Below are 21,678 nucleotides of genomic sequence, written 5' to 3' on the forward strand. Positions count from 1 at the left end.
CGGTTGGCGCAGCCAACTAGCGTGCCCACACGGTCGCTTTGGAACCAAAGTTTCTATCGCTTTTCATAACCTCTAGATTGTTTGTTTTTCGGGGATTCACTTTTGAGTGGATGTGTTTAGAGTGTTATTATGGTTAGAAAGATACGTATTTTAGACGAAGAGCCGAATGCTGACGCAGATCTTGTATTGAAGATCAACTACGATCCTAGTGTTGGGTCGGCGGCACGCGCATTTGAAATCGCAGCAGACCTGATTCATTCGCTCGAGGATATGGACCGAGTTTTCACGCAAACAATCGATGCGCAGCTTGAGACAGCGTTGATTGTAGAAGACCTTCAAAAGTCGAGCCTAAAAATTTTTCTTCGAAATGTACTCAAAAGTCTCCCTGATGAAGCCCTAAAAGACGGGGATATCAAGAAGCTGATTGGCCACTATCTGCTCAAGGCCAAGTATGCTGCGATTGAGTGGTTAGATGAACCGGCGAACGAGAACAGGAAACTCACCGATTTGACGGAAGAAATCGCCGAAATGGCAAGAGCAACAGGGATTCGCCAACTTCCAGATTATCCGCCTGCGAACCCAACAAGGCTATCGCAACCACTCGATAGATTCCAAGAAACAAAGCGCAAGTTTACGTCGGAGGAAGGACTAACGATTACTCTTGGAAAAGAAGAGTATACGGTCAATCTTAAGAGTGATTGGTTGCCTTCCGAGACGAGTGAAGACACTGGCGATGAGAAGGAGTTGGTCAACGAACAAGACCTATTTCTAGTGATCGGAAAACCAGATTTCATCGGTAACGCCAAGTGGACTTTCAAACACGGCAAGACAACACTGACATTAAATATCTTGGATGACATTTGGTTGTCTGAGTTCAAAGCAGGCAGCTTCCCGATCAAACCCGGTGACGCTCTTAAAGTTCGTTTGCGAGTAGAACATCATTATGATGCAAAAGGGAATTTGACCAGTTCATCGGAAGAAATAGTTAAAGTTTTCGAAGTGATTGAGGATGCTGGCAGGCCCAGCGGTTTGTTTGATAATCACTGAAAGCCAAGACCATCAACCCACCCGCCCGGCGGCACCGCCGGGCCGCGCCGACCCGCCCCGTCAAACCGAGGTTTGCCTCCGGCAAAACGGGCGGCGCGTTTGCGCCACCCCTCGGGTCGGCGCTGCCCTCATCTCTGCTGATCATCCGTTGCGCTGCGCGGGACGCCGCAGGGCTCCGCCCGTTCGGCCCTGAAACTCCGCCAGACCGTTTCCAAGACGCCGCTCACCCTGACCCAGATCAAAGACCGCAGGCGTGCTCGATCCTAGGATCAGCGGAACCTGAGTCCCTGATATGAGGCCCCCATGCTTCCCCTGATGTTGATCGTACATATCTTCCTTGGTTCCACCTTTGCCGGGTCCGCTGTCATTGCGGTTCTGTCGATGGGGTATACGACGCTATACCCTATCCTGATCGCTGCCGGAGCTGGCTTTATTGCGGCGTTTCCGGTTTCGTATCTGGTGACCCGAAAGATCGCGGGATAAGGCCTGTTCGACCCATTGTGACCAACCTCACAGCCGCATCCCGGCTGGCCTGCTAGAGTTTACCCTGCGGAACCCTAGCAGGAGGCGCAGATGTCCACATCCATGATCCCCTTCATTGCCCCCGGGTCAGCGGGTCTCTATTCCGTTGCCATGGTCGCGATGAAGTTCTGGTGGAAAATCCCAGGCCTGGGGCTTGGCCTGCTGATCGTCGCGACCCTGCTGGCCGGGGCGACGCTCGAACTCGCCGCGCTGCGCGACGAACGGTTGGGCATAATCTATACTGGCATTCTGGGGGCCGAGGTCGTTCTGATCGCCATCGCCTCATTCTTTCTGTTTGGCGAAAACTTCTCGCATCGCGAAGTGTTTGGCATTTCCCTGGTCGTGATCGGCACCGCGCTGGCCTGGGCCTAAGCGCGACAGTCTGGTTAGGCTTTTTTAAAGCCTTCATGAAGCTTCCTTTAGGTAAGTTGCAACCGGCCCTCAGCCACCCAATCTGTATAAAAGGCCAGCGAAAGGCCCAGCACAGGAGGTGAGCCAGTGACAGCAAATTCAACTATCGAAGCGGTAAATGCCCCTTCATTTAGGTTGGCTGCGTGGGCTGGCGCAAGATCCTTGGGCTGTATGTAATTTTGAATTTGCGTAGCCTGCGCGATCGAACGAGTTCCGGGCTCGTCTCTGGTCTCCAGGTGAACTGAAGCGTCTCTGGTCCGGTTGGAATTTAGGGGGTACTGGCTGCGAATTGCCGCAGCGCTTAGTAGGTAACCCAACCGGGTCGGAGCGCTTCTCAAATTCAGAACAGGCTTTCAGCGCAAAATGCGGGCAGGTGGCCCTGATTGGTCAGAAAATGCCTCGGTCCTCGGAGGCCGTGGCCAAAGAGCGACCCGTTCAAGGCGGGTTTGATTCGAAATATCAGGGATCGGATCGGCGCAATCGCTCACCAAAACCCCCAGAAGGGTCGTGCAGTCCGTTCGCGCCTGCAGAAAGAGTCCAAAATCCCGGGCCGAGCACGCAATTTCACTTGTCCATTGGCAACTCTGCGCAGGAACGCAAAATCTAGAGTTATCCACATCACTCTCCAGCGAGATATCAACAGTTTATCCCCGGCTATTTTTTATGCTGCAGTGCTATTTTCTTGCCCGTTTATGACCGCGATGTAACAGTTAGGTTACCGCAGAGGTTCTTAGGATCCTGGGTGGGACGCAAAGACCAAGGGGGTCGCTGCGGTGAAGGGAAATCTTAGGATTTTGTTCTACTGCAAAGACTTACCGGTGCGTGATCCGCTGATTTGGGCGTCAAGTTTGAAACAGGTGATCAAGCTCTCAGAAGGTTAATGCGTGCTGTGCGGGGCCCTCGGGCTCTGTTCAGCGGCTGTGGCCCCTTAGGGGGACAAAGCAACTGGATCGGGACGTCCCTCGGGCGTGTCGAACCGGTAAGGCGTCAGGGGTGTCCTTTGGGCACGTGCAAAGACCGCGTCTGCGCACCTGACGCCTTTTCCTTTTTCCGGGCCCCGGATTCATACAGGCAGCGATTTAATTCCCCCTAAAACGGGAACGGGGTTCTAGCGTTTAAGCAAGAACCCCGTGATCGTGTCAGAAATGCAATGCCGCGTCTATGCACCTGTGTCCGCAACGATAGCGGGTCCGGGTGCAGAGGGCAACTATATCTTGTATGTCGCCCGATCTTGATCGCTACATTCCGAAAGGAATCAGATGTTTTCCTGAACCTCGGTGGCTGCGCCCTGAATTGCGTCACCTGCTTTTTCAATATCTTTACCGGCGCCTTTAGCGGTTTCACATGCGGCGAGTGTGCAAAGGGCCAGTCCAATAAGTGCGGCTCGGATCATAGGTCTCTCCTTTTGTATAAGTCCCGATTTTCGTAGCAGTTTTGCTAATGGTGAACCAGAGTTTTGAACCGGCAATCTATTCTTTACGAAAAAGTGGCCCGATGGCGGCGGTTACCAGAAAGATCACAGCTGCGGCGCAGACGATGCTGGGCCCGGCCGGAGTGTCGGCAAGATACGCACCGCACAGCCCGACAAGGGCGGCAGCTGATCCGATGATGGCGGCCCCGAACGCCATATTTTCAGGGGTTCTCACTAAAGACCGCGCGCCGGCTGCCGGGATGACGAGCAGGGCGGCAATCAACAGAACCCCTACCACTTTGATTGCCACGGCAACGGCCAGCGCCATGGTCAGCGTCAACCACACCTCCTCGCGCTTTGGGTCAATGCCGGATGCATAGGCCATGTCCGGGTTCAGCGTGGCGACAAGTAGGGCTGACCAGCGCCAGATCATGACTGCCAGGATCAACGCGCCGCCACCCCAAATGGTTGCCAAATCGCCTTTGGTGACAGCCAGGATATCACCAAACAGAAAGGCATTTAAATCCAGCCGGACGTCGGACAGCAAGGCGACGGTGACTAGCCCTGCGGCCAGGGCTGTATGCGCTATTACGCCTAGTAATGTATCCATCGCCAACCCCTTGCCACGCAAAAGCGTGACGGTAAGCCCCATGGCAAGCGCTGACGCCACAATCGACGGCAGCATCGGAAGTGAAAATGCCAGAGACAGTGCCACACCCAGAACAGCCGCGTGCGCTGTGGCCTCGCCCAGATAGGCCATCCGGCGCCATACCACAAAGCACCCCAAAGGGGCCGCCGCGAGTGCAACGCCAATACCCGCCAGCGCCGCACGAACCATAAAATCGTCTAACATCAGTTGGTTGTTTCCTGGTCGTGGTGGTGGTCATGGTCGTGCGAATGGCTGTGTTGATGTTGGTAAAGGGCCATCATGCCCTTGGTTCCGCTGCCAAATAAGGCCCGGTATTCAGGTGCGTCCGCGACGGTATGAGGCGACCCCTCGCAGCATATATGTCCGTTCAGACATAGCACACGGTCTGAGGCCGCCATAACAACGTGCAGATCGTGACTGACCATCACGATCGCACAACCAAGGTCGCGTCTGACCTGCTCAATGCGTTGATAAAAGGCAGCTGCACCCGGTTGATCCAGGCCTTGCGTCGCTTCATCCAAAAGCAAGACCTGAGGATCATCAAGGAGTGCGCGCGCCAGCAGAACTCGTTGAAATTGACCGCCCGAAAGCTGGGTCATTTGCCGGTTGCGCAGATCCGGGACGCCCGCTCGTTCTAGTGCATCCAGCGCTTTGCGGGCCGAGATCCGTTTGGGTAAGCCCAGGAAACGTTGCACGGTCATCGGTAAAGCGGCGTCCAAAGCCAGTTTTTGCGGGACATAACCGATGCGCAGGCCGGGTGCGCGGCTTACCTGGCCTTCTGATGGGGCAATGGCCCCAATGATCGCCCGTAAAAGAGTCGACTTACCAGATCCGTTGGGCCCCACAATGGTCACGATCTCTGCTTCGGAAACTGCCGCGTTCACATGTTCAAGGATCGTGCGGCCGTCGATCCGAATGGACATGTTTTTCAATGAAATAAGGGGAGTATTCATGCCGCCGAACCTACGCATTCGGGACATAGGCCCTCGGCCTCGACCACTACTCGTTCGATTTGAAACCCCGAGGTGTTCGCCGCAGCGCCCAATCGACCCTGTGTCAGCTCGGTTTCCGTTTCAGCCACCGCTTTGCAGGACCTGCAGATCAGAAACGCGGGGACATGGTCATGGGTCGGGTGGGCGCAGGCTGTATAGGCATTCAGTTGCTCGATACGATGCACGAACCCGTTTTGCACAAGGAAATCCAGTGCACGATACGCGACCGGAGGTTGCGACCCGAGCCCTTCTGCAGCTAGCACAGCCAGGATATCATATGCGCCCATTGCCCGGTGCTTTTCCAACAGGATCTCAAGAACACGGCGTCGGACAGTGGTGAACTGCAGGCGCTTTGTTCTGCACTTGTTTTCGGCCTGAGACAGCGCAGTGTGAACGCAGTGGGCGTGATCGTGTTGTCTGAATCCAACGGTGCTCATAACGGGGCTCCAATGATTTTGAACTTGATATGTAATAACGTCCGGATTAACAAGCGCTCAACGAATGTAATAACATATCAATTTGGAGGGAAAATGTTCCGATCTACACTATATGTGTGCTCACTTGCGTTTGCGGGCCAGGCAATCGCCGAGGCGCCAAGCGTGGCCGTCGATATTGCGCCTGTCCATTCGCTGGTCGCCCGGGTGATGGACGGCGTGGGTGAGCCCAGCTTGATCATTCCACCCGGCGCGTCTCCGCATGATCACGCGATGCGGCCTTCTGAGGCGCGGTCTTTGCAATCCGCCGAGATCGTATTCTGGACCGGAGAAGAGCTGACCCCTTGGCTGGTTAAACCCTTGGGCGCGCTGTCGCCGGATGCGCTGCATGTCTCTTTGTTGGATGCGGATGGAACAATTCTCTATGAATTCCGGGATACGACCGACCATGATGACCATGATGACCATGATGACCGTGCGGATCATGATGGCCACGACGATCACGCGGATCACGACGATCACGCGGATCACGACGATTATGCGGATCACGACGATCATGCGGGTCATGACGATCACGACGACCATGCGGGCCATGCAGACGACCATGGCCATGATCACGAAGGGGTTGACCCCCACGCCTGGCTGGATCCCGAAAATGCACGTATCTGGGTTCAGGTAATTGCCGCAACGCTCTCAGAGGCGGACCCTGAAAACGCCGATGCTTATCAGCAGAACGCGGCGACCGCAGATCGGGAACTGGTTGAACTGAAAGAAAAAATTATGACAGATCTGACAGATATGCAGACGCTGTCATTCATAACGTTTCATGATGCCTATCAGTATTTCGAAAAGCGATTTGGGCTGGAGTCATCCGGCGCAGTCAGTCTTGGCGATGCGTCCTCTCCCGGGCCGGCGCGATTGGCGGCTTTGCGTGAAAAGGTTGAGCATGAAGGAATTGTTTGTGCCTTTTCCGAGCCGCAATTTGACACAAGGCTGGTGCGGACAGCGATCGAAGGAACCGGGGCCACGATCTTTGAATTGGATCCCGTAGGCGTGAGTTTTGACACGGGAATTTCGCACTATGATAGTTTGCTAATGGCCATGTCCGCCGGCTATCAAGACTGTTCCAAAAGTAAGTCGTAAGTTGCTGGGATAGCGGATTGCTCTTATTCTTCGTTGCAAAAGAGTTCGTAGACAACCTCTAACATCCGGCGTGGCCGTTCATCGGCCAGTCTATAAAAGATCGCCTTGCCTTCGCGGCGAGGCGTCACCAACCCTTCAAGTCGCAACCGCGACAGTTGTTGCGAAACAGCGGCTTGCCGCGCCGAAAGCAGCTCTTCCAGTTCTGTTACTGACTTTTCTCCCGATACCAGGTGGCACAGGATCATGAGACGCCCTTCGTGGCTGATGGCCTTGAGAAAATTTGCAGCATGCGTTGCATTCTCAACCATTTTGTCGAAATTTTCCGGAGATATTTCCTGTGAAAGTTGTGGAAGGGCCATCCTCTGTTTCCTTACCAGCCCACACTTTGGGCGCCTGTTTGTGTTGCTGCCTGAAGAAGGTCGCAAGTCAGCTAATTATGAACATTTACTCTCATATGCATGAATCAAAATGAGGTGAAGGGAAAAGGGGAACTTGTGAGAGTTCGACGCAGATTTCGACTTTGAAGAGCGTATCGCTTTAGTCACCGCTGAATATCAATTTGCATTTGCAGGGCATGAAGTTTCCTGCACCCCTTGCAGCCCCACTGTGGCGATACTAAGACTCAGGTAACAGATTTTCGGGTAGTGTCCCGATCCATAGCAAAGCAGGCAGGTTTCTTATGTTCGATCCCGTTGACACATACATGAACACGCTTGTCCCAATGGTCGTTGAGCAGACCAGCAGGGGTGAGCGCGCATATGATATCTTCTCGCGCCTTCTGAAAGAGCGGATCATCTTTATCAACGGCCCGATCCACGACGGGATGAGCCATCTTGTGGTTGCTCAGCTGCTGCACCTTGAGGCGGAAAACCCGAACAAGGAAATCTCGATCTACATCAACTCGCCGGGTGGCGTGGTCACCAGCGGTTTGTCGATTTACGACACAATGCAGTATATCAAACCGAAGTGTTCAACATTGGTGATCGGTCAAGCGGCCTCGATGGGGTCGGTTCTGCTGGCCGGTGGCGCGAACGGGATGCGCTTTTCCCTGCCGAACAGCCGCATCATGGTGCACCAGCCCAGTGGCGGATACCAGGGTCAGGCAAGTGATATCATGATCCACGCAGCTGAGACGCAAAAGCTGAAGGATCGCCTGTATGATATCTATGTACGCCATACTGGACAGACCAAAAAGGCCGTTGAAAAGGCGCTGGACCGTGACAACTTCATGAGCCCGGAAGAGGCTAAGGAATGGGGTCACATCGACGAGATCGTTGAAAACCGCGCCAAGATGAGCGGCGAAGAGAGCTAAGCCCAGACCCCTCGTGTCGCCGATACGGGGGGTATTTTGAGATTGTAGCCGCCACAGTGCTGGCCTAAGCTGCACGAACAGGCGCAAGCGCGGCCCCGCAAGGGGCATAGGATGGAGCCCGAAAGGTAGATCATGGCGACGAATTCAGGCGGTGACGGCAAAAACACGCTCTACTGCAGCTTCTGTGGCAAAAGCCAGCATGAGGTGCGTAAGCTGATTGCAGGTCCGACCGTGTTCATCTGTGATGAATGCGTCGAGCTGTGTATGGACATCATCCGCGAAGAGACGAAAGCCAACGGGCTGAAATCTTCTGACGGAGTGCCGACGCCGAAAGACATCTGCGAAGTTCTGGACGATTATGTGATCGGTCAGGCTACGGCCAAGCGGGTTCTGTCAGTAGCGGTTCACAACCACTATAAACGATTGAATCACGCTCAGAAAGCCGGTAGCGATATCGAGCTGGCCAAATCCAACATCCTGTTGATCGGCCCGACAGGCTGCGGCAAGACGTTGTTGGCGCAAACTCTGGCGCGCATTCTGGATGTGCCCTTTACCATGGCCGATGCGACCACGCTGACCGAAGCCGGTTATGTGGGCGAGGATGTCGAAAATATCATTCTCAAACTGTTGCAGGCCAGCGAATACAATGTCGAACGCGCGCAGCGCGGCATCGTTTACATCGATGAGGTCGACAAGATCACGCGCAAATCCGAGAATCCCTCGATCACGCGCGACGTGTCGGGCGAGGGCGTGCAGCAGGCGCTGCTGAAGCTGATGGAAGGCACCGTCGCCAGTGTTCCGCCGCAAGGTGGACGCAAGCATCCGCAGCAGGAATTCCTGCAAGTGGACACGACGAATATCCTGTTCATCTGCGGTGGTGCCTTTGCGGGTCTGGATAGAATTATCGCACAGCGCGGCAAAGGCTCGGCCATGGGCTTTGGTGCCGATGTGCGGGACAATGATGACCGCGGCGTGGGTGAGATTTTCAAAGAGCTGGAGCCTGAAGACCTGCTGAAATTCGGTCTGATCCCGGAATTTGTCGGACGTCTGCCAGTTCTGGCCACGCTTGAGGATCTCGACGAGGATGCGCTGGTCACCATTCTGACAAAACCCAAGAACGCGCTGGTCAAACAGTATCAGCGTCTGTTCGAACTGGAAGATGCCGAGCTGGGCTTTACCGACGATGCGCTCAAGGCTATCGCCAAACGCGCCATTGAACGGAAGACCGGTGCACGCGGGCTGCGCTCGATCCTTGAAGACATCCTTCTGGACACGATGTTCGAATTGCCTGGCATGAAGAACGTGACCGAAGTTGTCGTCAATGAAGAGGCTGTATCCTCGGACAAGCAGCCGCTGATCATCTATGCGGATGCGGCGGAATCGGCTTCGGCCGGGTAATCACTGAATTTGAATTGCAACAGATGGCGCGGTGATCCCGCGCCATTTTGTGTTTGGGAGGGCAGGATGACGATAAGGCGAATTTCCTCGGGCGGCCAATATGAGGCCAAAGTCGGCTATTGCCGGGCAGTGGTTGCAAACGGTTTTGTCTTTGTTGCCGGAACCTGCGCACAAGGCGAAATCATTCCCAAAGATATCGTCGGACAGTGCAAATCCGCGCTGCAGGCGATTGAAAAGGCTTTGGATGTGGCTGGATCAAATTTGGCGCATGTGGTTCGGGTAAACTACTACCTTCCGGACATGTCGGAATTCGAACTGTGCTGGCCTTTGCTGGTTGAGGCATTTGGTGAAAACCCGCCGGCGGCGACAGTGACCGAATGCAACCTGATCACGCCAGAGGACCGCATCGAGATTGAAGTGACCGCAGTTTTGCCGGATTGATGCGCAACGCTACCCTAGCACTGGACCTTGGCGGACCTTTGGTCCATATCTGCAGAGACAAAAATGCCGGAGGCAGCCGATGGGAATCCTGAACAGTCTTTTGCGCGCCGTGACCTGGTGGAACGGGGCCACCCTGAACACCCAGATTTACACCGCGCGCAAAGGCGTGAAAGTCGGTGAAGATAATGAAGGCAATATGTTTTATCGTACCGCGGATGACAGCAGGCGTTGGGTGATCTTCAACGGCGAGGCCGAGGCCAGCAGGGTTGATCCCGATTGGCACGGTTGGTTGCACCGCACCTGGGACGAACCGCCAACCGACAAACCTCTGGCACATAAATCCTGGGAAAAACCGCATCAGGAAAACCTGACAGGAACCGCGCTTGCTTATGCACCGGCGGGGTCTTTGCGCCGCCCGGATCCGGTCGAGCGTTCGGATTATGAGGCCTGGAACCCGGAATAAGACGAGGCGAGCAATGTCATCTTACAAAGTTTCAGAAGTTTTGGTCGGAGGCGCCGTCCTGGCCGGGGCAATAGCGTTTGGCGTCTATGCGAGCCAGTCGACAGGCCTGTCCCAGGGCGGTTCTGGTTATGAGCTTAACGCCTCTTTCCGCTCGCTCGAAGGCGTCGGCGTCGGAACGGACGTGCGGCTTGCCGGGGTCAAAATCGGCACCGTGACAGGGGTGACCCTGAACCCGGAAACCTACCGGGCGGACACGACTTTTGCGATTTCTGATGGAATTCTGGTCCCCGATGACAGTGCTATCGTGATCTCATCCGAAGGGTTGCTGGGTGGTAACTTTGTAGAAGTCATGCCAGGCGGATCGCTCTTTAACTTTGAACCGGGCGATCAGGTCGAGGATACACAGGGCGCAGTCAGCCTGATTTCGCTTTTGGTTAAGTTCGTCGCCGGAGATGGCGGCGAATGAAGCGATATGCTCTGATCGCGGCAATGCTGGCAGCCTCTGGGGTAGCGGCACAGCAAAAGGTTCAATCCGGACCGGGTGCAATGCTCAGAGGGCTGGATAAGGTCAATGGCCAGACCGTTGATGTCGAACTGCAAAACGGCCAATCCAAGACAGTCTTTGGGCTGGATGTCGCGCTGGGTGATTGCCGCTATCCTGCAGATAACCCAACAGGGGACGCGTTTGCCTACCTGACCATTTGGGAACAAGGCGGAACGGATCAGCTGTTTGACGGGTGGATGATTGCCACCTCGCCAGCCCTGAATGCGCTTGATCATTCGCGCTATGACGTCTGGGTGATCCGCTGTATCACGCCATCCGGCGATTGATCGAGATCAGCAGAGAAATCTGCTGCAATAGTCACTGCCTCTTCCAGCGCGTTCCGATACTGTGCCCGCGGCACCTCAATCGCGCCGAGCGAGGCGAGATGCGCGGTTAAAAACTGTGTATCGAACAGTTTGAACCCGCAGGACCGCAACCGGTCGACCAGATAAGCAAGCGCAATTTTTGAGGCATCCTTGCGTCGGGAAAACATGCTCTCACCAAAGAAGGCAGCGCCAAGAGTAACGCCATAAACGCCCCCAACCAAATTCGGGCCGTCCCAGATTTCCAGTGAATGGGCGTGACCGGATTGGTTCAGCTTTTGGTAAAGGGTGCGAAGTTCCTGATTGATCCAGGTATCCGTGCGATCAGCGCAGCCATCAACAACGCCGGCAAAATCCCTGTTGATTGACACCGTGTACCGACAGTTCCGAATCCTGCGGGCCAAGCTGCGTGAGATGTGAAATCCGTCCAGAGGGAAGATGCCGCGAAACTTAGGATCAACCCAAAACAGGTCCGGATCATCGCGATGTTCAGCCATCGGGAAGATACCGATGGAATATCCATGGAGCAGTAATTCCGGGGAAAGGCTCATGCCAGGCGCCTCAGGGTCGGAAAGCGGTAACCTTCCGACCCAGCAGAGTTAGTCGGCCATATTCTCCGCAAGCCAGTGCTCCAGCCAGTGGATGTTATAATCACCGCTTTGGACGTCACTTTCTTGCAGCAGCGCGTGGAACAAGGGAACCGTCGTGTCGATTCCGTCCACGATCAACTCTCCCAATGCGCGTTCCAGACGGGCTAGTGCTTCGGGTCGGTCGCGGCCCTGCACGATCAGTTTGGCGATCAGTGAGTCGTAGTAGGGCGGGATCGTGTACCCGTCATACAACGCTGAATCCATCCGCACACCCAGACCGCCCGGCGCATGGTAGGCCGAGATTTTTCCGGGGCAGGGTGAGAAGTTTGGCAATTTCTCGGCGTTGATCCGAACCTCGATAGCGTGACCATTGATTTTCAGATCATCCTGACCGAATGACATTGGCTGACCAGCCGCAACGCGGATTTGTTCGCGCACCAGATCTACGCCAAAGATGCCCTCAGTGACCGGGTGTTCGACCTGTAGGCGGGTGTTCATCTCGATGAAAAAGAAGTCGCCATTTTCGTACAGAAATTCGATCGTACCTGCACCGATATAGTTGATCTTGGCAACCGCATCGGCACAGACCTTACCGATCCTTGCGCGCTCTTCGGGGGTGATGCAGGGGCCGGGTGCCTCTTCGAATACCTTTTGGTGGCGGCGCTGCAGGGAACAGTCGCGCTCGCCCAGATGAACCGCTTGGCCCTTGCCATCGCCAAAGACCTGAATCTCGATGTGGCGCGGTGTGGTCAGGTATTTCTCAATATAGACCTCGTCATTACCAAATGCGGCTTTGCCTTCGGCGCGCGCGGTCATAAAGGCGCTTTCCATCTCATCCGCACTCATCGCGACTTTCATGCCGCGTCCGCCGCCACCGGCGGTGGCCTTGATGATGACAGGATAGCCGAATTCTTCACCGATCCGCTTGGCTGCGGCCAGATCCGGCACGCCACCATCTGAACCAGGCACACAGGGAACGCCCAAGGCTTTCATCGTGTCCTTGGCTGTGATCTTGTCCCCCATCACGCGGATATGCTCAGCGGTGGGGCCAATGAAGGTGATGTCGTGATCTTCGACGATCTGCACAAACTCGGCATTTTCAGACAAAAAGCCGTAGCCCGGGTGGATCGCCTGAGCGCCAGTGATCTCGCAGGCTGAGATGATCGCAGGCACCGACAGATAGCTTTGTGGGCTGGGCGGGGGGCCGATGCAGACCGATTCGTCCGCCATGCGTACATGCATCGCGTCACTGTCTGCGGTTGAATGGACGGCGACTGTCTTAATCCCCATCTCGCGGGCGGCGCGGATGACGCGCAGGGCGATCTCGCCTCGGTTGGCAATCAGGATCTTGTCGAACATGGGGCCGCCTTACTCAACAATGACCAGAGGAGTGCCGAATTCCACAGCATCGCCATCACCCACCAAAATACGCTTGATAGTGCCGGATTTAGGCGCGTGGATGTGGTTCATGGTTTTCATCGCTTCGACGATCAGCAGCGTGTCGCCTTCGGAAACACTGGCACCGACGGAGATGAAGGACGGCGCACCCGGCTCGGGCTGCATGTACACGGTGCCGACCATGGGCGAAGTCACAGCGCCCGGATGGCTGGCTGGATCGTCACTTGCTGCGGGTGCTTCAGCTGCTGCAGGTGCGGCTGCCGGGGCTGCGGCTGGCGCGGCCGCCGGGACCGCAACCTGGACCGGAGCGGCGACGGGTGACATGCGGCTAACACGTACGTTCAGGCTGTCATCTTCGCCATAATCACGCTTTACCTGCAACTCGGTCAGGTCGTTTTCCCGCAGCAGTTCGGCCAGTGCCTTGATAAACGCCACATCCGCTTCGTGTTTGGTATCTGTCATGAGTGTCCTCGACGGTTCCCCTTTGGCCCGTCTGTTTCGCGCGGGCTTTGGTCTGATTACGCAGCGTTATAAGCTAAGCGTACGGCCATGAAAAGCACAGTCTCGGCCTGTCAGATGGGGGTTTTGCTGAAGATTACCAGTGGTAAACAGCGTTACAGCGGCATTCCGGAGAGTTTCGCAACCAGTTCAGGCAGTTTACGTGCCCCGAATTTTTCGAGCAGCCGCGCACGGTAGGCTTCGATTGTACGATAGCTCAGGTTTAGTTCCGCACCGATTTCCTTGGCCGACAAGCCCTTGCAGGACAGAATGGCAACCTCGCGCTCACGGCTGGTTAGCTCGACCAAAGGGCGTTCCTCGGAAATATCCGAAAAACTCCAGATGCCATGGCGGAATGGATCTTCAGGCGTTAGCGAACGTCCACGCGCGCGGCACCAGAATAAGTCGCTATCGCGGCGACGCATGACCCTCTCATCCGTATAATATCCGGTGTCGCGCATGATTTGCAGGCTCCGTGCGCCGATACGTTCCCAATCTGCGACAGAAGGATAGAGGTGTAGCAGGGGCATGTTGCGGTAATCGGCCTCTTCACCGCCGAAAGTGCGTGCGAACTGCAGATTACACCGGCGGATCACGCGGTTCTCCAACTCGACCAATCCGATCGGCGCATATTCAAAGGCTGGGTCGCTCATATGTCCATGGTGCAGGTGTTTTGCCGAAAATAGAAGGGGAAGGCCTGTGATTTTCGAAATATGCAAATGGGTTACACCGTGGACCGGGTGTTTGGAATTGCGGGATGCGTTTGTGAAGAAAGTAAATTGCTCAAGAAAATTAATTGCTAAAGACTTATATTTAAATAATAGTTTTGAAAATGCTTCTGAGGTTGACCAAAGGAGCCAGCGGAAAAAGAGGAAATTTTTGCGGGACACGTTAACAGGCAGCCGTATTCGCGAAAGGCGGCAGATCGCAGGATTGCGTCAGGCCCAGCTTGCACGGCAGGTTGGAATCTCGGCATCCTATCTGAACCTGATCGAGCATAACCGCCGCAGGATCGGAGGAAAGCTGCTGGTGGATATCGCTGCGGCTCTGACCGTTGAGCCTTCGGTGCTAACCCAGGGGATCGAGGCGACGCTGATTTCTGCGCTGCGCGAGGCTGCGGCAGATGCAGTTGGCCAGAAAGCCGAAGTGGACGGGCTTGAGGAATTCGCAAGTAGGTTTCCAGGGTGGGCGGGCGTTTTGGCGCAAATGCACAGCCGAGTGGTGTCGTTAGAGCGAACGATTGAAACCCTGTCGGATCGTTTGACCCACGATCCGCATCTGGCGGCATCCATGCACGAGGTCCTTTCGACAGCCGCCGCGATTCGTTCCACCGCTGCCATTCTTGCTGAAACGCAAGAGATTGAACCCGAGTGGCAAGACCGATTCCACCGGAACCTGCACCAGGATGCCGAACGCCTGGCCGATAGCTCCAAATCGCTGGTGGCCTATCTGGATGATTCCGAGGGGGCCGAGGATCGTCGCGGGGTCCCTCTGGAAGATGTCGAAGCATTTTTTGACAGGCATGATCACCATTTCCCGGAAATCGAATCCGGAGGCGGAAGCGCAGATGTTAATCTGAATGAGATTGATTCCTCTGCCGCGCGAAAAGTGGCGCGGGATATTCTGGACGTCTACGAATCCGACGCTCGGCTTTTGCCTCTGGATGCGCTCAAAGGGGCTTTGGATCGGGGAGTTACAGATCCTTTGCTTTTGGCAGCAGAGTATTCAGTCGACGTTGCCAGCGTACTGAGGCGGCTGGCCGCCTTGCCTAAAGGGTATTTGTCGCGCCCGACCGGGCTGGTGATTTGTGATGCCTCGGGCAGCATTTTGTTCAGCAAATCGGTGCCCGGTTTTGCCATGCCCAGATTCGGCGAGGCGTGTCCTCTGTGGCCGCTGTTTCAGGCGCTGAACCGGCCGCTGGTTCCGATCCGAAAACGGATCGTCCAGTTGGGGCGAACGGCTGCGGAATTCGATTGTTATGCCTATGCCTGGCCGCAATCCATTTCCGGCTATGACGATGCGCCGGTTTATCGTTCTGTCATGCTGGTTCGATCCGTCGAAGAAAGCCCTCAGGGCAGTCAGGCGGTTGCCCATGTTGGCCCAAGTTGCCGGGTCTGCCCCAATAAGGACTGTGAATCGCGCCGAGAGCCCTCGATTCTGAGCGAAGGTTTTTGACAGTTTCGTGACACTGCGCATAAGCTGTTTCGGACAGGTTGACAGTGGTGCAGCCCGTCTCGGGGAGGAATGAAATATATGAGCCGAAAGGTTCTGTTGATCGAGGATGAGCCGAACATTGCTGAAGCCATTCGGTTTTTGCTGACCCGCGAGGGATGGCAGGTTGAAACGCATGCTGAAGGGACGGATGCGCTGCTGGTGATACAGGGCGCGAAGCCGGATCTTGTGATTCTGGATGTGATGCTGCCGGGCAAAAGCGGGATGGAGATTTTGCGCGACTTGCGCGAACTCGAAGAACTGCGAAATCTTCCGGTTCTGATGCTAACGGCTCGTGGCCAATCGAAAGATCGTGAGATGGCCGAGAATGCAGGGGTCAGCCGGTTCATGACAAAGCCGTTTTCCAATGCCGAAGTTCTGACCGCCGTCCGCGATTTGCACGCGCAGGCCTCGCGGTCATGAGCATGCAGGACGACCGCCAACCATCTGGTGCGCGGCCGTCGCTGTTTCTTGAACGTCAAAGTTACCGCCGACGCAGGCTGACCGACGCCGCCCGATTGCTGCCCATTCTGGGGGGCGCGCTGATTGCGATTCCGTTGCTGTGGCCGCGTGGGGGCGATGCAGCGGACGGGGTGCCGCTGTCTTCTGCGATTCTCTATATCTTCACATGCTGGGCGGTTTTGATCGTTGCCAGCGTTCTCTTTGGGTTCGCCGCAAGACGCATATCAACCGGCGATGATTCCGAGCCAGGTCAAGACTGATGGCAACGCTGAACGTGCTGATCCTGGTTTGTTTGGGCTATGTGGTGCTGTTGTTCAGCGTCGCATTTGCCGCCGACAGAATGGCCGCGGCGGGCAGGGGGGCGTGGCTGCGATCTCCGTTGATCTACACGCTGTCGCTGTCGATCTATTGTACCGCCTGGACCTTTTATGGCGCGGTAGGGAACGCCGCCCGGTCGGGGCTGGAGTTCGTAACGATCTATCTGGGCCCCACGCTGGTCATGATCTGTTGGTGGTGGGGATTGCGCAAGCTGGTTCGGGTTGGCCGCAGCCAGAGGGTGACCTCAATCGCTGACCTGATTTCGTCTCGCTATGGCAAGTCGAACACTCTGGCGATTTGCGTCACAATTCTGGCCGTGTTGGGCGGGACGCCCTATATTGCGCTGCAACTTCAATCCATTACGCTGTCATTCTCAATCTTTGCCGAGGCCGACCCAAGCGGTCTTTACCGCGAAGGGTCCAGTGTGTTCTGGGTTGCGGCGGGGCTGGCGGTTTTCGCCATTCTGTTCGGTACCCGCAATCTGGATGCCAACGAACGCCATCATGGCGTTGTCACAGCCATCGCATTGGAATCTGTCGTTAAACTCTTTGCGCTGCTGGCCGTGGGCATTTTCGTTGTCTGGGGTATAGCCGGAGGAGTCGGTCCGATGATGGACCGCATCGATGCCTCTGAGATCGGGCAGTGGAATGTGAATGCCGGACGCTGGACCACGTTTGTATTTCTATCGGCTGCGGCCTTTGTGTGTCTGCCGAGGATGTTTCAGGTGATGGTGGTCGAGAACGCCGATGAAGGGCATCTGAGGACAGCCGCATGGGCCTTCCCCCTGTATCTGCTGTTGATGAGTCTCTTTGTCGTGCCAATCGCGGTCGTAGGATTGGACCTTTTGCCCGAAGGATCGAATCCGGATCTGTTCGTGCTGACGGTGCCCCTGTCGCAGGGCAATGAATGGCTGGCGATGCTGTCCTTTATTGGCGGCTTTTCATCCGCCACATCGATGGTGATTGTCACGGCAATGGCCCTATCGACCATGGTGTCAAATCACGTCGTGATGCCGATCTGGTTTAGCCGGCAGGAGGGCGCTGGCGCCGTATCCGGTGATGTCCGCAATGTGGTTTTGCTGTCGCGGCGGATTTCAATCGCCGTGATCATGGTGCTTGGGTTCTCGTATTACCGCATTTCCGGCGGCGGGGCCGCGCTGGCCTCGATTGGTCTGGTGGCCTTTGCCGGGATTTCCCAGATTTTGCCTTCGCTGGTTGGCGGGCTGTTCTGGCGCGGGGCGACGCGAACAGGGGCTCTGATCGGACTGACTGTGGGATTCTTGTTGTGGATCTACACGCTTTTGTTGCCGGGAATGGGTAGCGCGATTATGTCGGATAGCGTCTTGCAGAACGGGCCGTTCGGATGGGGCTGGTTGCGCCCGCAGGCCCTGTTCGGAATCGACGGAATGGACCCGATGGTGCACGCGGTGTTATGGTCGCTTTCTCTGAACACATTGGCATTTTGCGCGGCCTCTTTGCTGAGTTTTCCAAGCCCGCTCGAACGTTTGCAAGGGGCGCAATTCGTCAACGTATTCGACCATTCGGTCGCGCTGCGCGGTTGGACCGGATCGGTAGCGCAAAGCGAAGACCTGATGATCATGACCCAGCGCATTTTGGGCGCAGGTCCGGCGCAAGAGTTCTTTCAGGCGCAGGCGGAACAGCAGGGTGGGCGTTCCAGCCTGCCCGAACCTACGCCTGGGTTTTTGGAGCGGTTGGAACGTGAACTCAGCGGCTCGGTCGGGGCGGCGACAGCGCATGCGATGATCGGGCAGATTGTTGGTGGTTCCTCCGTTTCGGTCGAGGATTTGCTCGCTGTGGCCGACGAATCCGCGCAGATGTTGGAATACTCCAGCCAACTGGAAGCGAAATCCGCTGAACTCAGCCGTACGGCGCGTCAGTTACGTGAAGCAAACACCAAACTGACCCAGATTTCCGAACAAAAGGACGGGTTCCTTAGCCAGGTCAGCCACGAATTGCGAACCCCCATGACCTCGATCCGGGCATTTTCCGAGATCATGCGGGATACCGAAGGTCTGACCAGCGAAGAGAGAACGCGTTACGCTGCCATCATCCATGACGAGGCGCTTCGGTTGACACGGCTGCTGGATGACTTGCTGGACCTGAGCGTTCTGGAAAGTGGACGAGTCAATTTGAACAAGAGCGGTGACACCCTGCGGTCGGTCTTGGACCGTGCCGTGTCCAGCGCCTTGGCTGGAAACAGCCAAAGACTGGCCGTTCGGCGGTCTAAAACCTCCGAACGCGTTCTCCTGCATACGGATTTGGACCGTCTGGGGCAGGTGTTTATCAACCTGATTTCGAACGCTCAGAAATATTGTGATGCCAAAGAACCGGTTCTGACGATTTCCGCGCATGATGTCGGTGGACAGGTCGTCATTGATTTTGCTGATAACGGCACTGGCATTCCTCCAGATGCCCGGCAGATGGTTTTTGAGAAATTTGCCCGCGTCGGAGGCGACAAGGCAGGTGGTGCGGGGCTGGGATTAGCGATCTGCCGTGAGATTATGCAAAGACTGGAGGGCGATATCAGCTACTTGCCCGGCCATGGTGGGGCTGCGTTCCGGGTCAGGCTGCCACAGGCCTACCGACAGGCTGCGCAGTGACGGCTGTATAAACAGGTTGGTAACTATCGCCGGGTTAGACCTGAAAGAGAATGTAGGAACAATCAGCGGTTTTAGGCATGACGCAATCTGTCAGCGCGGCTCTGGCGCGCAAGCTTTCGATCAGTCAGGAGGAAAAGGGTGACAAGCCTCGCTCGATCCTACGTGCGCTGCGTCTGGCTTTTGCTCGGGCGGCAGAAGATCGTTTGCAGATGCCGTTGTCGGTTATCGGCGCCAAACAATCCTGTCGGCCACCAGGTGGGCTGACACAATCTTTGGATGAGGAATGGATATTGCTGCTCTTTTCAGGCTCTGACAGCAGCTTGGCTGCGATCTGTATGGATATAGGGTTAGTGTCGTCTGTCGTGCAGGCTCAGACAATAGGCGAGGTGATGCCGGGAGCGCCTTCTGCGCGGGGGTTCACCGATACGGACGCGGCCATGGTGTCCCCTTGGATCGAAGAGGGGCTGTCTCGCGCGGCATCACTTGTCGAAACGGCGAGTGACCGCATGTGCCTGATCGGTTTTGAATATGCTTCGCGCCTTGCGGATCTGCGGACTTTGAGCCTGGCGATGGTGGAAGAGGAATACCGAGTTTTTGAACTGACAGTCGAACTTGGCGGTGGGCTGAGACAAGGTCAGCTTTCAGTACTGTTGCCCATCCGACCGGCTGAAACGGCCGAGACGGAGGTGATTCATGATGAGCCAGAGGGCAGGCTTGATCAGGCATCGGGCGTGTTGAGGGCAGATTTGAATACGGTGGTCTGCCGGATGCCCTTGTCCCTGGCGACGCTGACAGAACTGGCGGTGGGGGATGTGTTGCCATTGATCGGGGCGCGGCTGGATCGTACCGAGATTGTGGCGATCGACCGCAGCCGGGCCGCGATCGGACGGCTCGGCCAATGCGGAGGGCTGCGTGCGGTGCGCCTGAACGAAACCTACCAAACACAGACACTTTCCCAGCCCGAAGCGAATGAGTTCCTTGAGGCGAGTTCAGCCAGTATACACGAAGAGGGGCCAACCGAACACGGGCAGGAAATAATGCCATTTTCCCCCGGCGCGCTGGGCCAAGAGGGGACAGAATTGAACCTCGAGAATTCGGAACACATGGTTGCCGAGATATCTCAACTGGCTGGTTTATCTGGGGATGAAAGCGCGCTGAAAGGCAGTTAGCAGACGGCTCAAGTCACTGATCTGCGTATTTCTTCCAAGGTTGGACGCAGGTTGTCCAACGCATAGCCTGCCTTGGTCGTCGCCTGAAGGATGTCTTCGGTGCTCATGCTTTCGCACTGCCCCAATGCCCAGATCACAGAACAACGCGTGCCCGATGCACAATATGCGAGAACCGGACCGGCACAGGATTCTGCCAGGTCACGTTGCAAGGAGACGTTTTCGGGCGTCATGGTCTGATGCGTCAGCTCTAACACTTCGTATTCCAACCCGGCAGCACGCACGGCCTGTCCGATAGCATCTGACTGGAGATCCTTGGGAACTTCGCTGTTCGGCCGGTTGCAGATCACTTTGACAAAGCCTGCCTCGACAATAGTGGGAACATCCTCGACCGAAATTTGCGGCGAGACGGCATAGCGGGGGGTTATCGGTCGAATCTCCATGGCTACTGCTTAGGTCGCGTTTACGGTTCTGTCCAGTTTTGCACCTACGGCAGGAGCGGCATACATCCCTGCGAGCATGGAAACCAGAAACACAACGCCTCCGGTTCCGCCATACGTAAGAGACGCGATGGCTGGACCGGGACACAGTCCCGCTAATCCCCATCCCATGCCAAACATGACCGATCCGATGATAAGGCGGCGATCCAGTTCATGCTGAACCATCGTCGGGAATTTCCCACCCGACAGCGGTTTGCGATCTGGAACCAGCCTCCATGCGATCATCATGGGCACAATGGCTCCCCCCATCACAAATGCGAGTGTCGGATCCCAGTTGCCGAAAATATCCAGCCACCCCTGAACCTTGGTTGTGTCAGTCATGCCGGAAATCAATAGGCCTGCTCCGAACAAGGAGCCCGAAAGAAGCGATATCAGATTGCGCATCAGATCAACCCCCAGACATGGCGAAATAAGGCCAGCGTCACTGCCCCGGCCGCAATGTAAAGGATCGTTGCCACGATCCCGCGCACCGAAAACCGGGAAATGCCGCACACCCCATGTCCAGAGGTGCACCCGTTGGCAATTCGTGTCCCGATACCGACAAGCAGCCCAGCCCCGATCACAACCGTCAAATTCGAGGTCAGGTTTGTCTGCGGCCCCGGCGACAAAAACAGGCTTAGCATCAACGGCGTCCCAATCATCCCAGCGAGGAAATACAGCCGCTCGGCCGAGCGGTCAGAGCGATCGACAAGCCCTCCCAGGATACCACTCGCCCCCATTACACGACCGTTTCCAAGCAGGTAAACTGCTGCGCCAAGACCAATCAACAAGCCGCCTACCAGTCCCCATATCCATTCTGAATACACTGATTTGTTCCCCCAAGAA

Annotated in this window: 27 protein-coding genes; 15 read left to right on the forward strand and 12 right to left on the reverse strand. The window is 56.0% G+C overall.

The window, feature by feature from the left end; all coding sequences use genetic code 11:
- Nucleotides 1–129 precede the first annotated feature (129 nt).
- From AC2FLE_RS15295 to AC2FLE_RS15305, 3 genes are all read left to right on the forward strand, one after another.
- The gene (locus tag AC2FLE_RS15295) at nt 130–1,047 is read left to right on the forward strand and encodes an LAPAL motif-containing putative phage structural protein (protein WP_496698081.1); all 918 of its coding nucleotides are present in this window, start codon (nt 130–132) and stop codon (nt 1,045–1,047) included.
- Between the two features lie 303 nt (nt 1,048–1,350).
- Nucleotides 1,351–1,530 carry a CTP synthetase gene (locus tag AC2FLE_RS15300; RefSeq protein ID WP_142638109.1) on the forward strand — a complete coding sequence of 60 codons (180 nt, stop codon included), beginning with the start codon at nt 1,351–1,353 and terminating at the stop codon, nt 1,528–1,530.
- 90 nt (nt 1,531–1,620) lie between these two features.
- Nucleotides 1,621–1,941, forward strand: coding sequence for a hypothetical protein (locus tag AC2FLE_RS15305; RefSeq protein ID WP_496698083.1), 321 nt, complete (start codon nt 1,621–1,623; stop codon nt 1,939–1,941).
- Between the two features lie 1,294 nt (nt 1,942–3,235).
- On the opposite strand, the gene AC2FLE_RS15310 is transcribed toward AC2FLE_RS15305, so the two are convergent.
- The 4 genes from AC2FLE_RS15310 to AC2FLE_RS15325 form a co-directional block, all read right to left on the reverse strand.
- Complete coding sequence (locus AC2FLE_RS15310) at nt 3,236–3,373, reverse strand: entericidin A/B family lipoprotein (protein WP_142638111.1); 138 nt, start codon at nt 3,371–3,373, stop codon at nt 3,236–3,238.
- A gap of 76 nt (nt 3,374–3,449) precedes the next feature.
- The gene (locus AC2FLE_RS15315; protein WP_271950389.1) at nt 3,450–4,244 is read right to left on the reverse strand and encodes a metal ABC transporter permease; all 795 of its coding nucleotides are present in this window, start codon (nt 4,242–4,244) and stop codon (nt 3,450–3,452) included.
- Nucleotides 4,244–4,993, reverse strand: coding sequence for a metal ABC transporter ATP-binding protein (locus tag AC2FLE_RS15320; protein WP_496678354.1), 750 nt, complete (start codon nt 4,991–4,993; stop codon nt 4,244–4,246). Before AC2FLE_RS15320 ends, AC2FLE_RS15315 begins: the two co-directional genes overlap by 1 nt.
- On the reverse strand, nt 4,990–5,469 hold the full coding sequence (locus AC2FLE_RS15325) for a Fur family transcriptional regulator (protein ID WP_142638114.1): 480 nt from the start codon (nt 5,467–5,469) through the stop codon (nt 4,990–4,992). The genes AC2FLE_RS15320 and AC2FLE_RS15325 overlap by 4 nt, the downstream gene beginning before the upstream one ends.
- A 93-nt stretch (nt 5,470–5,562) precedes the next feature.
- On the opposite strand from AC2FLE_RS15325, the gene AC2FLE_RS15330 reads away from it, so the two are divergent.
- The gene (locus AC2FLE_RS15330) at nt 5,563–6,609 is read left to right on the forward strand and encodes a zinc ABC transporter substrate-binding protein (protein ID WP_496698086.1); all 1,047 of its coding nucleotides are present in this window, start codon (nt 5,563–5,565) and stop codon (nt 6,607–6,609) included.
- Nucleotides 6,610–6,632: 23 nt separating this feature from the next.
- Here AC2FLE_RS15330 and AC2FLE_RS15335 read toward each other — a convergent pair whose 3' ends face one another.
- Nucleotides 6,633–6,968, reverse strand: coding sequence for an ArsR/SmtB family transcription factor (locus AC2FLE_RS15335; protein WP_496698088.1), 336 nt, complete (start codon nt 6,966–6,968; stop codon nt 6,633–6,635).
- A gap of 320 nt (nt 6,969–7,288) precedes the next feature.
- Between AC2FLE_RS15335 and AC2FLE_RS15340 the strand changes: the two genes are divergently transcribed.
- From AC2FLE_RS15340 to AC2FLE_RS15365, 6 genes are all read left to right on the forward strand, one after another.
- Nucleotides 7,289–7,921, forward strand: a complete 633-nt coding sequence (locus tag AC2FLE_RS15340) for an ATP-dependent Clp protease proteolytic subunit (RefSeq protein ID WP_496698089.1) — start codon at nt 7,289–7,291, stop codon at nt 7,919–7,921.
- Between the two features lie 132 nt (nt 7,922–8,053).
- A complete protein-coding gene (gene clpX, locus AC2FLE_RS15345; protein ID WP_142638118.1) occupies nt 8,054–9,319 on the forward strand; it encodes an ATP-dependent Clp protease ATP-binding subunit ClpX in 1,266 nt (421 codons plus the stop codon).
- Nucleotides 9,320–9,385: 66 nt separating this feature from the next.
- Nucleotides 9,386–9,760, forward strand: a complete 375-nt coding sequence (locus AC2FLE_RS15350; RefSeq protein WP_496698091.1) for a Rid family hydrolase — start codon at nt 9,386–9,388, stop codon at nt 9,758–9,760.
- Between the two features lie 79 nt (nt 9,761–9,839).
- Entirely contained in the window at nt 9,840–10,223 is a 384-nt protein-coding gene (locus AC2FLE_RS15355; RefSeq protein WP_271950379.1) for an NADH:ubiquinone oxidoreductase subunit NDUFA12, read from the forward strand.
- Nucleotides 10,224–10,236: 13 nt separating this feature from the next.
- Nucleotides 10,237–10,689 (forward strand): outer membrane lipid asymmetry maintenance protein MlaD, encoded by a 453-nt coding sequence (mlaD, locus tag AC2FLE_RS15360; RefSeq protein WP_142638125.1) that lies wholly within the window; start codon nt 10,237–10,239, stop codon nt 10,687–10,689.
- The gene (locus tag AC2FLE_RS15365) at nt 10,686–11,054 is read left to right on the forward strand and encodes a DUF2155 domain-containing protein (RefSeq protein ID WP_496698093.1); all 369 of its coding nucleotides are present in this window, start codon (nt 10,686–10,688) and stop codon (nt 11,052–11,054) included. The genes mlaD and AC2FLE_RS15365 overlap by 4 nt, the downstream gene beginning before the upstream one ends.
- On the opposite strand, the gene aat is transcribed toward AC2FLE_RS15365, so the two are convergent.
- The 4 genes from aat to AC2FLE_RS15385 form a co-directional block, all read right to left on the reverse strand.
- Nucleotides 11,009–11,641, reverse strand: coding sequence for a leucyl/phenylalanyl-tRNA--protein transferase (gene aat, locus AC2FLE_RS15370; protein WP_496698095.1), 633 nt, complete (start codon nt 11,639–11,641; stop codon nt 11,009–11,011). The two genes, AC2FLE_RS15365 and aat, sit on opposite strands and share 46 nt — an antisense overlap.
- 48 nt (nt 11,642–11,689) lie before the next feature.
- Nucleotides 11,690–13,039: an acetyl-CoA carboxylase biotin carboxylase subunit gene (accC, locus tag AC2FLE_RS15375; protein ID WP_496692843.1), complete on the reverse strand. Its 1,350-nt coding sequence runs from the start codon at nt 13,037–13,039 to the stop codon at nt 11,690–11,692.
- A 9-nt stretch (nt 13,040–13,048) separates the two neighbouring features.
- Complete coding sequence (gene accB / locus AC2FLE_RS15380) at nt 13,049–13,540, reverse strand: acetyl-CoA carboxylase biotin carboxyl carrier protein (RefSeq protein ID WP_281995796.1); 492 nt, start codon at nt 13,538–13,540, stop codon at nt 13,049–13,051.
- A gap of 152 nt (nt 13,541–13,692) precedes the next feature.
- Nucleotides 13,693–14,229 (reverse strand): helix-turn-helix domain-containing protein, encoded by a 537-nt coding sequence (locus tag AC2FLE_RS15385; protein ID WP_142638135.1) that lies wholly within the window; start codon nt 14,227–14,229, stop codon nt 13,693–13,695.
- Between the two features lie 226 nt (nt 14,230–14,455).
- Between AC2FLE_RS15385 and AC2FLE_RS15390 the strand changes: the two genes are divergently transcribed.
- The 5 genes from AC2FLE_RS15390 (at nt 14,456) to AC2FLE_RS15410 (ending at nt 20,356) form a co-directional block, all read left to right on the forward strand.
- The gene (locus AC2FLE_RS15390; protein WP_496698097.1) at nt 14,456–15,751 is read left to right on the forward strand and encodes a helix-turn-helix domain-containing protein; all 1,296 of its coding nucleotides are present in this window, start codon (nt 14,456–14,458) and stop codon (nt 15,749–15,751) included.
- Between the two features lie 78 nt (nt 15,752–15,829).
- A complete protein-coding gene (locus AC2FLE_RS15395; RefSeq protein WP_142638139.1) occupies nt 15,830–16,210 on the forward strand; it encodes a response regulator transcription factor in 381 nt (126 codons plus the stop codon).
- The gene (locus AC2FLE_RS15400) at nt 16,207–16,509 is read left to right on the forward strand and encodes a hypothetical protein (protein WP_496690133.1); all 303 of its coding nucleotides are present in this window, start codon (nt 16,207–16,209) and stop codon (nt 16,507–16,509) included. Before AC2FLE_RS15395 ends, AC2FLE_RS15400 begins: the two co-directional genes overlap by 4 nt.
- Complete coding sequence (locus AC2FLE_RS15405) at nt 16,509–19,187, forward strand: ATP-binding protein (protein ID WP_496698099.1); 2,679 nt, start codon at nt 16,509–16,511, stop codon at nt 19,185–19,187. The genes AC2FLE_RS15400 and AC2FLE_RS15405 overlap by 1 nt, the downstream gene beginning before the upstream one ends.
- A 77-nt stretch (nt 19,188–19,264) precedes the next feature.
- Nucleotides 19,265–20,356, forward strand: a complete 1,092-nt coding sequence (locus AC2FLE_RS15410; protein WP_496698101.1) for a FliM/FliN family flagellar motor C-terminal domain-containing protein — start codon at nt 19,265–19,267, stop codon at nt 20,354–20,356.
- A gap of 8 nt (nt 20,357–20,364) precedes the next feature.
- Here the strand turns inward: AC2FLE_RS15410 and AC2FLE_RS15415 are convergent, their stop codons facing one another.
- From AC2FLE_RS15415 to AC2FLE_RS15425, 3 genes are read right to left on the reverse strand one after another with little or no spacing between them, the layout of a single operon-like run.
- On the reverse strand, nt 20,365–20,796 hold the full coding sequence (locus tag AC2FLE_RS15415; protein WP_281973226.1) for a protein tyrosine phosphatase family protein: 432 nt from the start codon (nt 20,794–20,796) through the stop codon (nt 20,365–20,367).
- Nucleotides 20,797–20,805: 9 nt separating this feature from the next.
- Nucleotides 20,806–21,237, reverse strand: a complete 432-nt coding sequence (locus AC2FLE_RS15420; protein ID WP_496698102.1) for a DUF6691 family protein — start codon at nt 21,235–21,237, stop codon at nt 20,806–20,808.
- Nucleotides 21,237–21,659, reverse strand: coding sequence for a YeeE/YedE family protein (locus AC2FLE_RS15425; RefSeq protein WP_142638151.1), 423 nt, complete (start codon nt 21,657–21,659; stop codon nt 21,237–21,239). Before AC2FLE_RS15425 ends, AC2FLE_RS15420 begins: the two co-directional genes overlap by 1 nt.
- Between the last annotated feature and the right edge of the window lie 19 nt (nt 21,660–21,678).

The organism is Ruegeria sp. CDSA077, assembly GCF_059612265.1.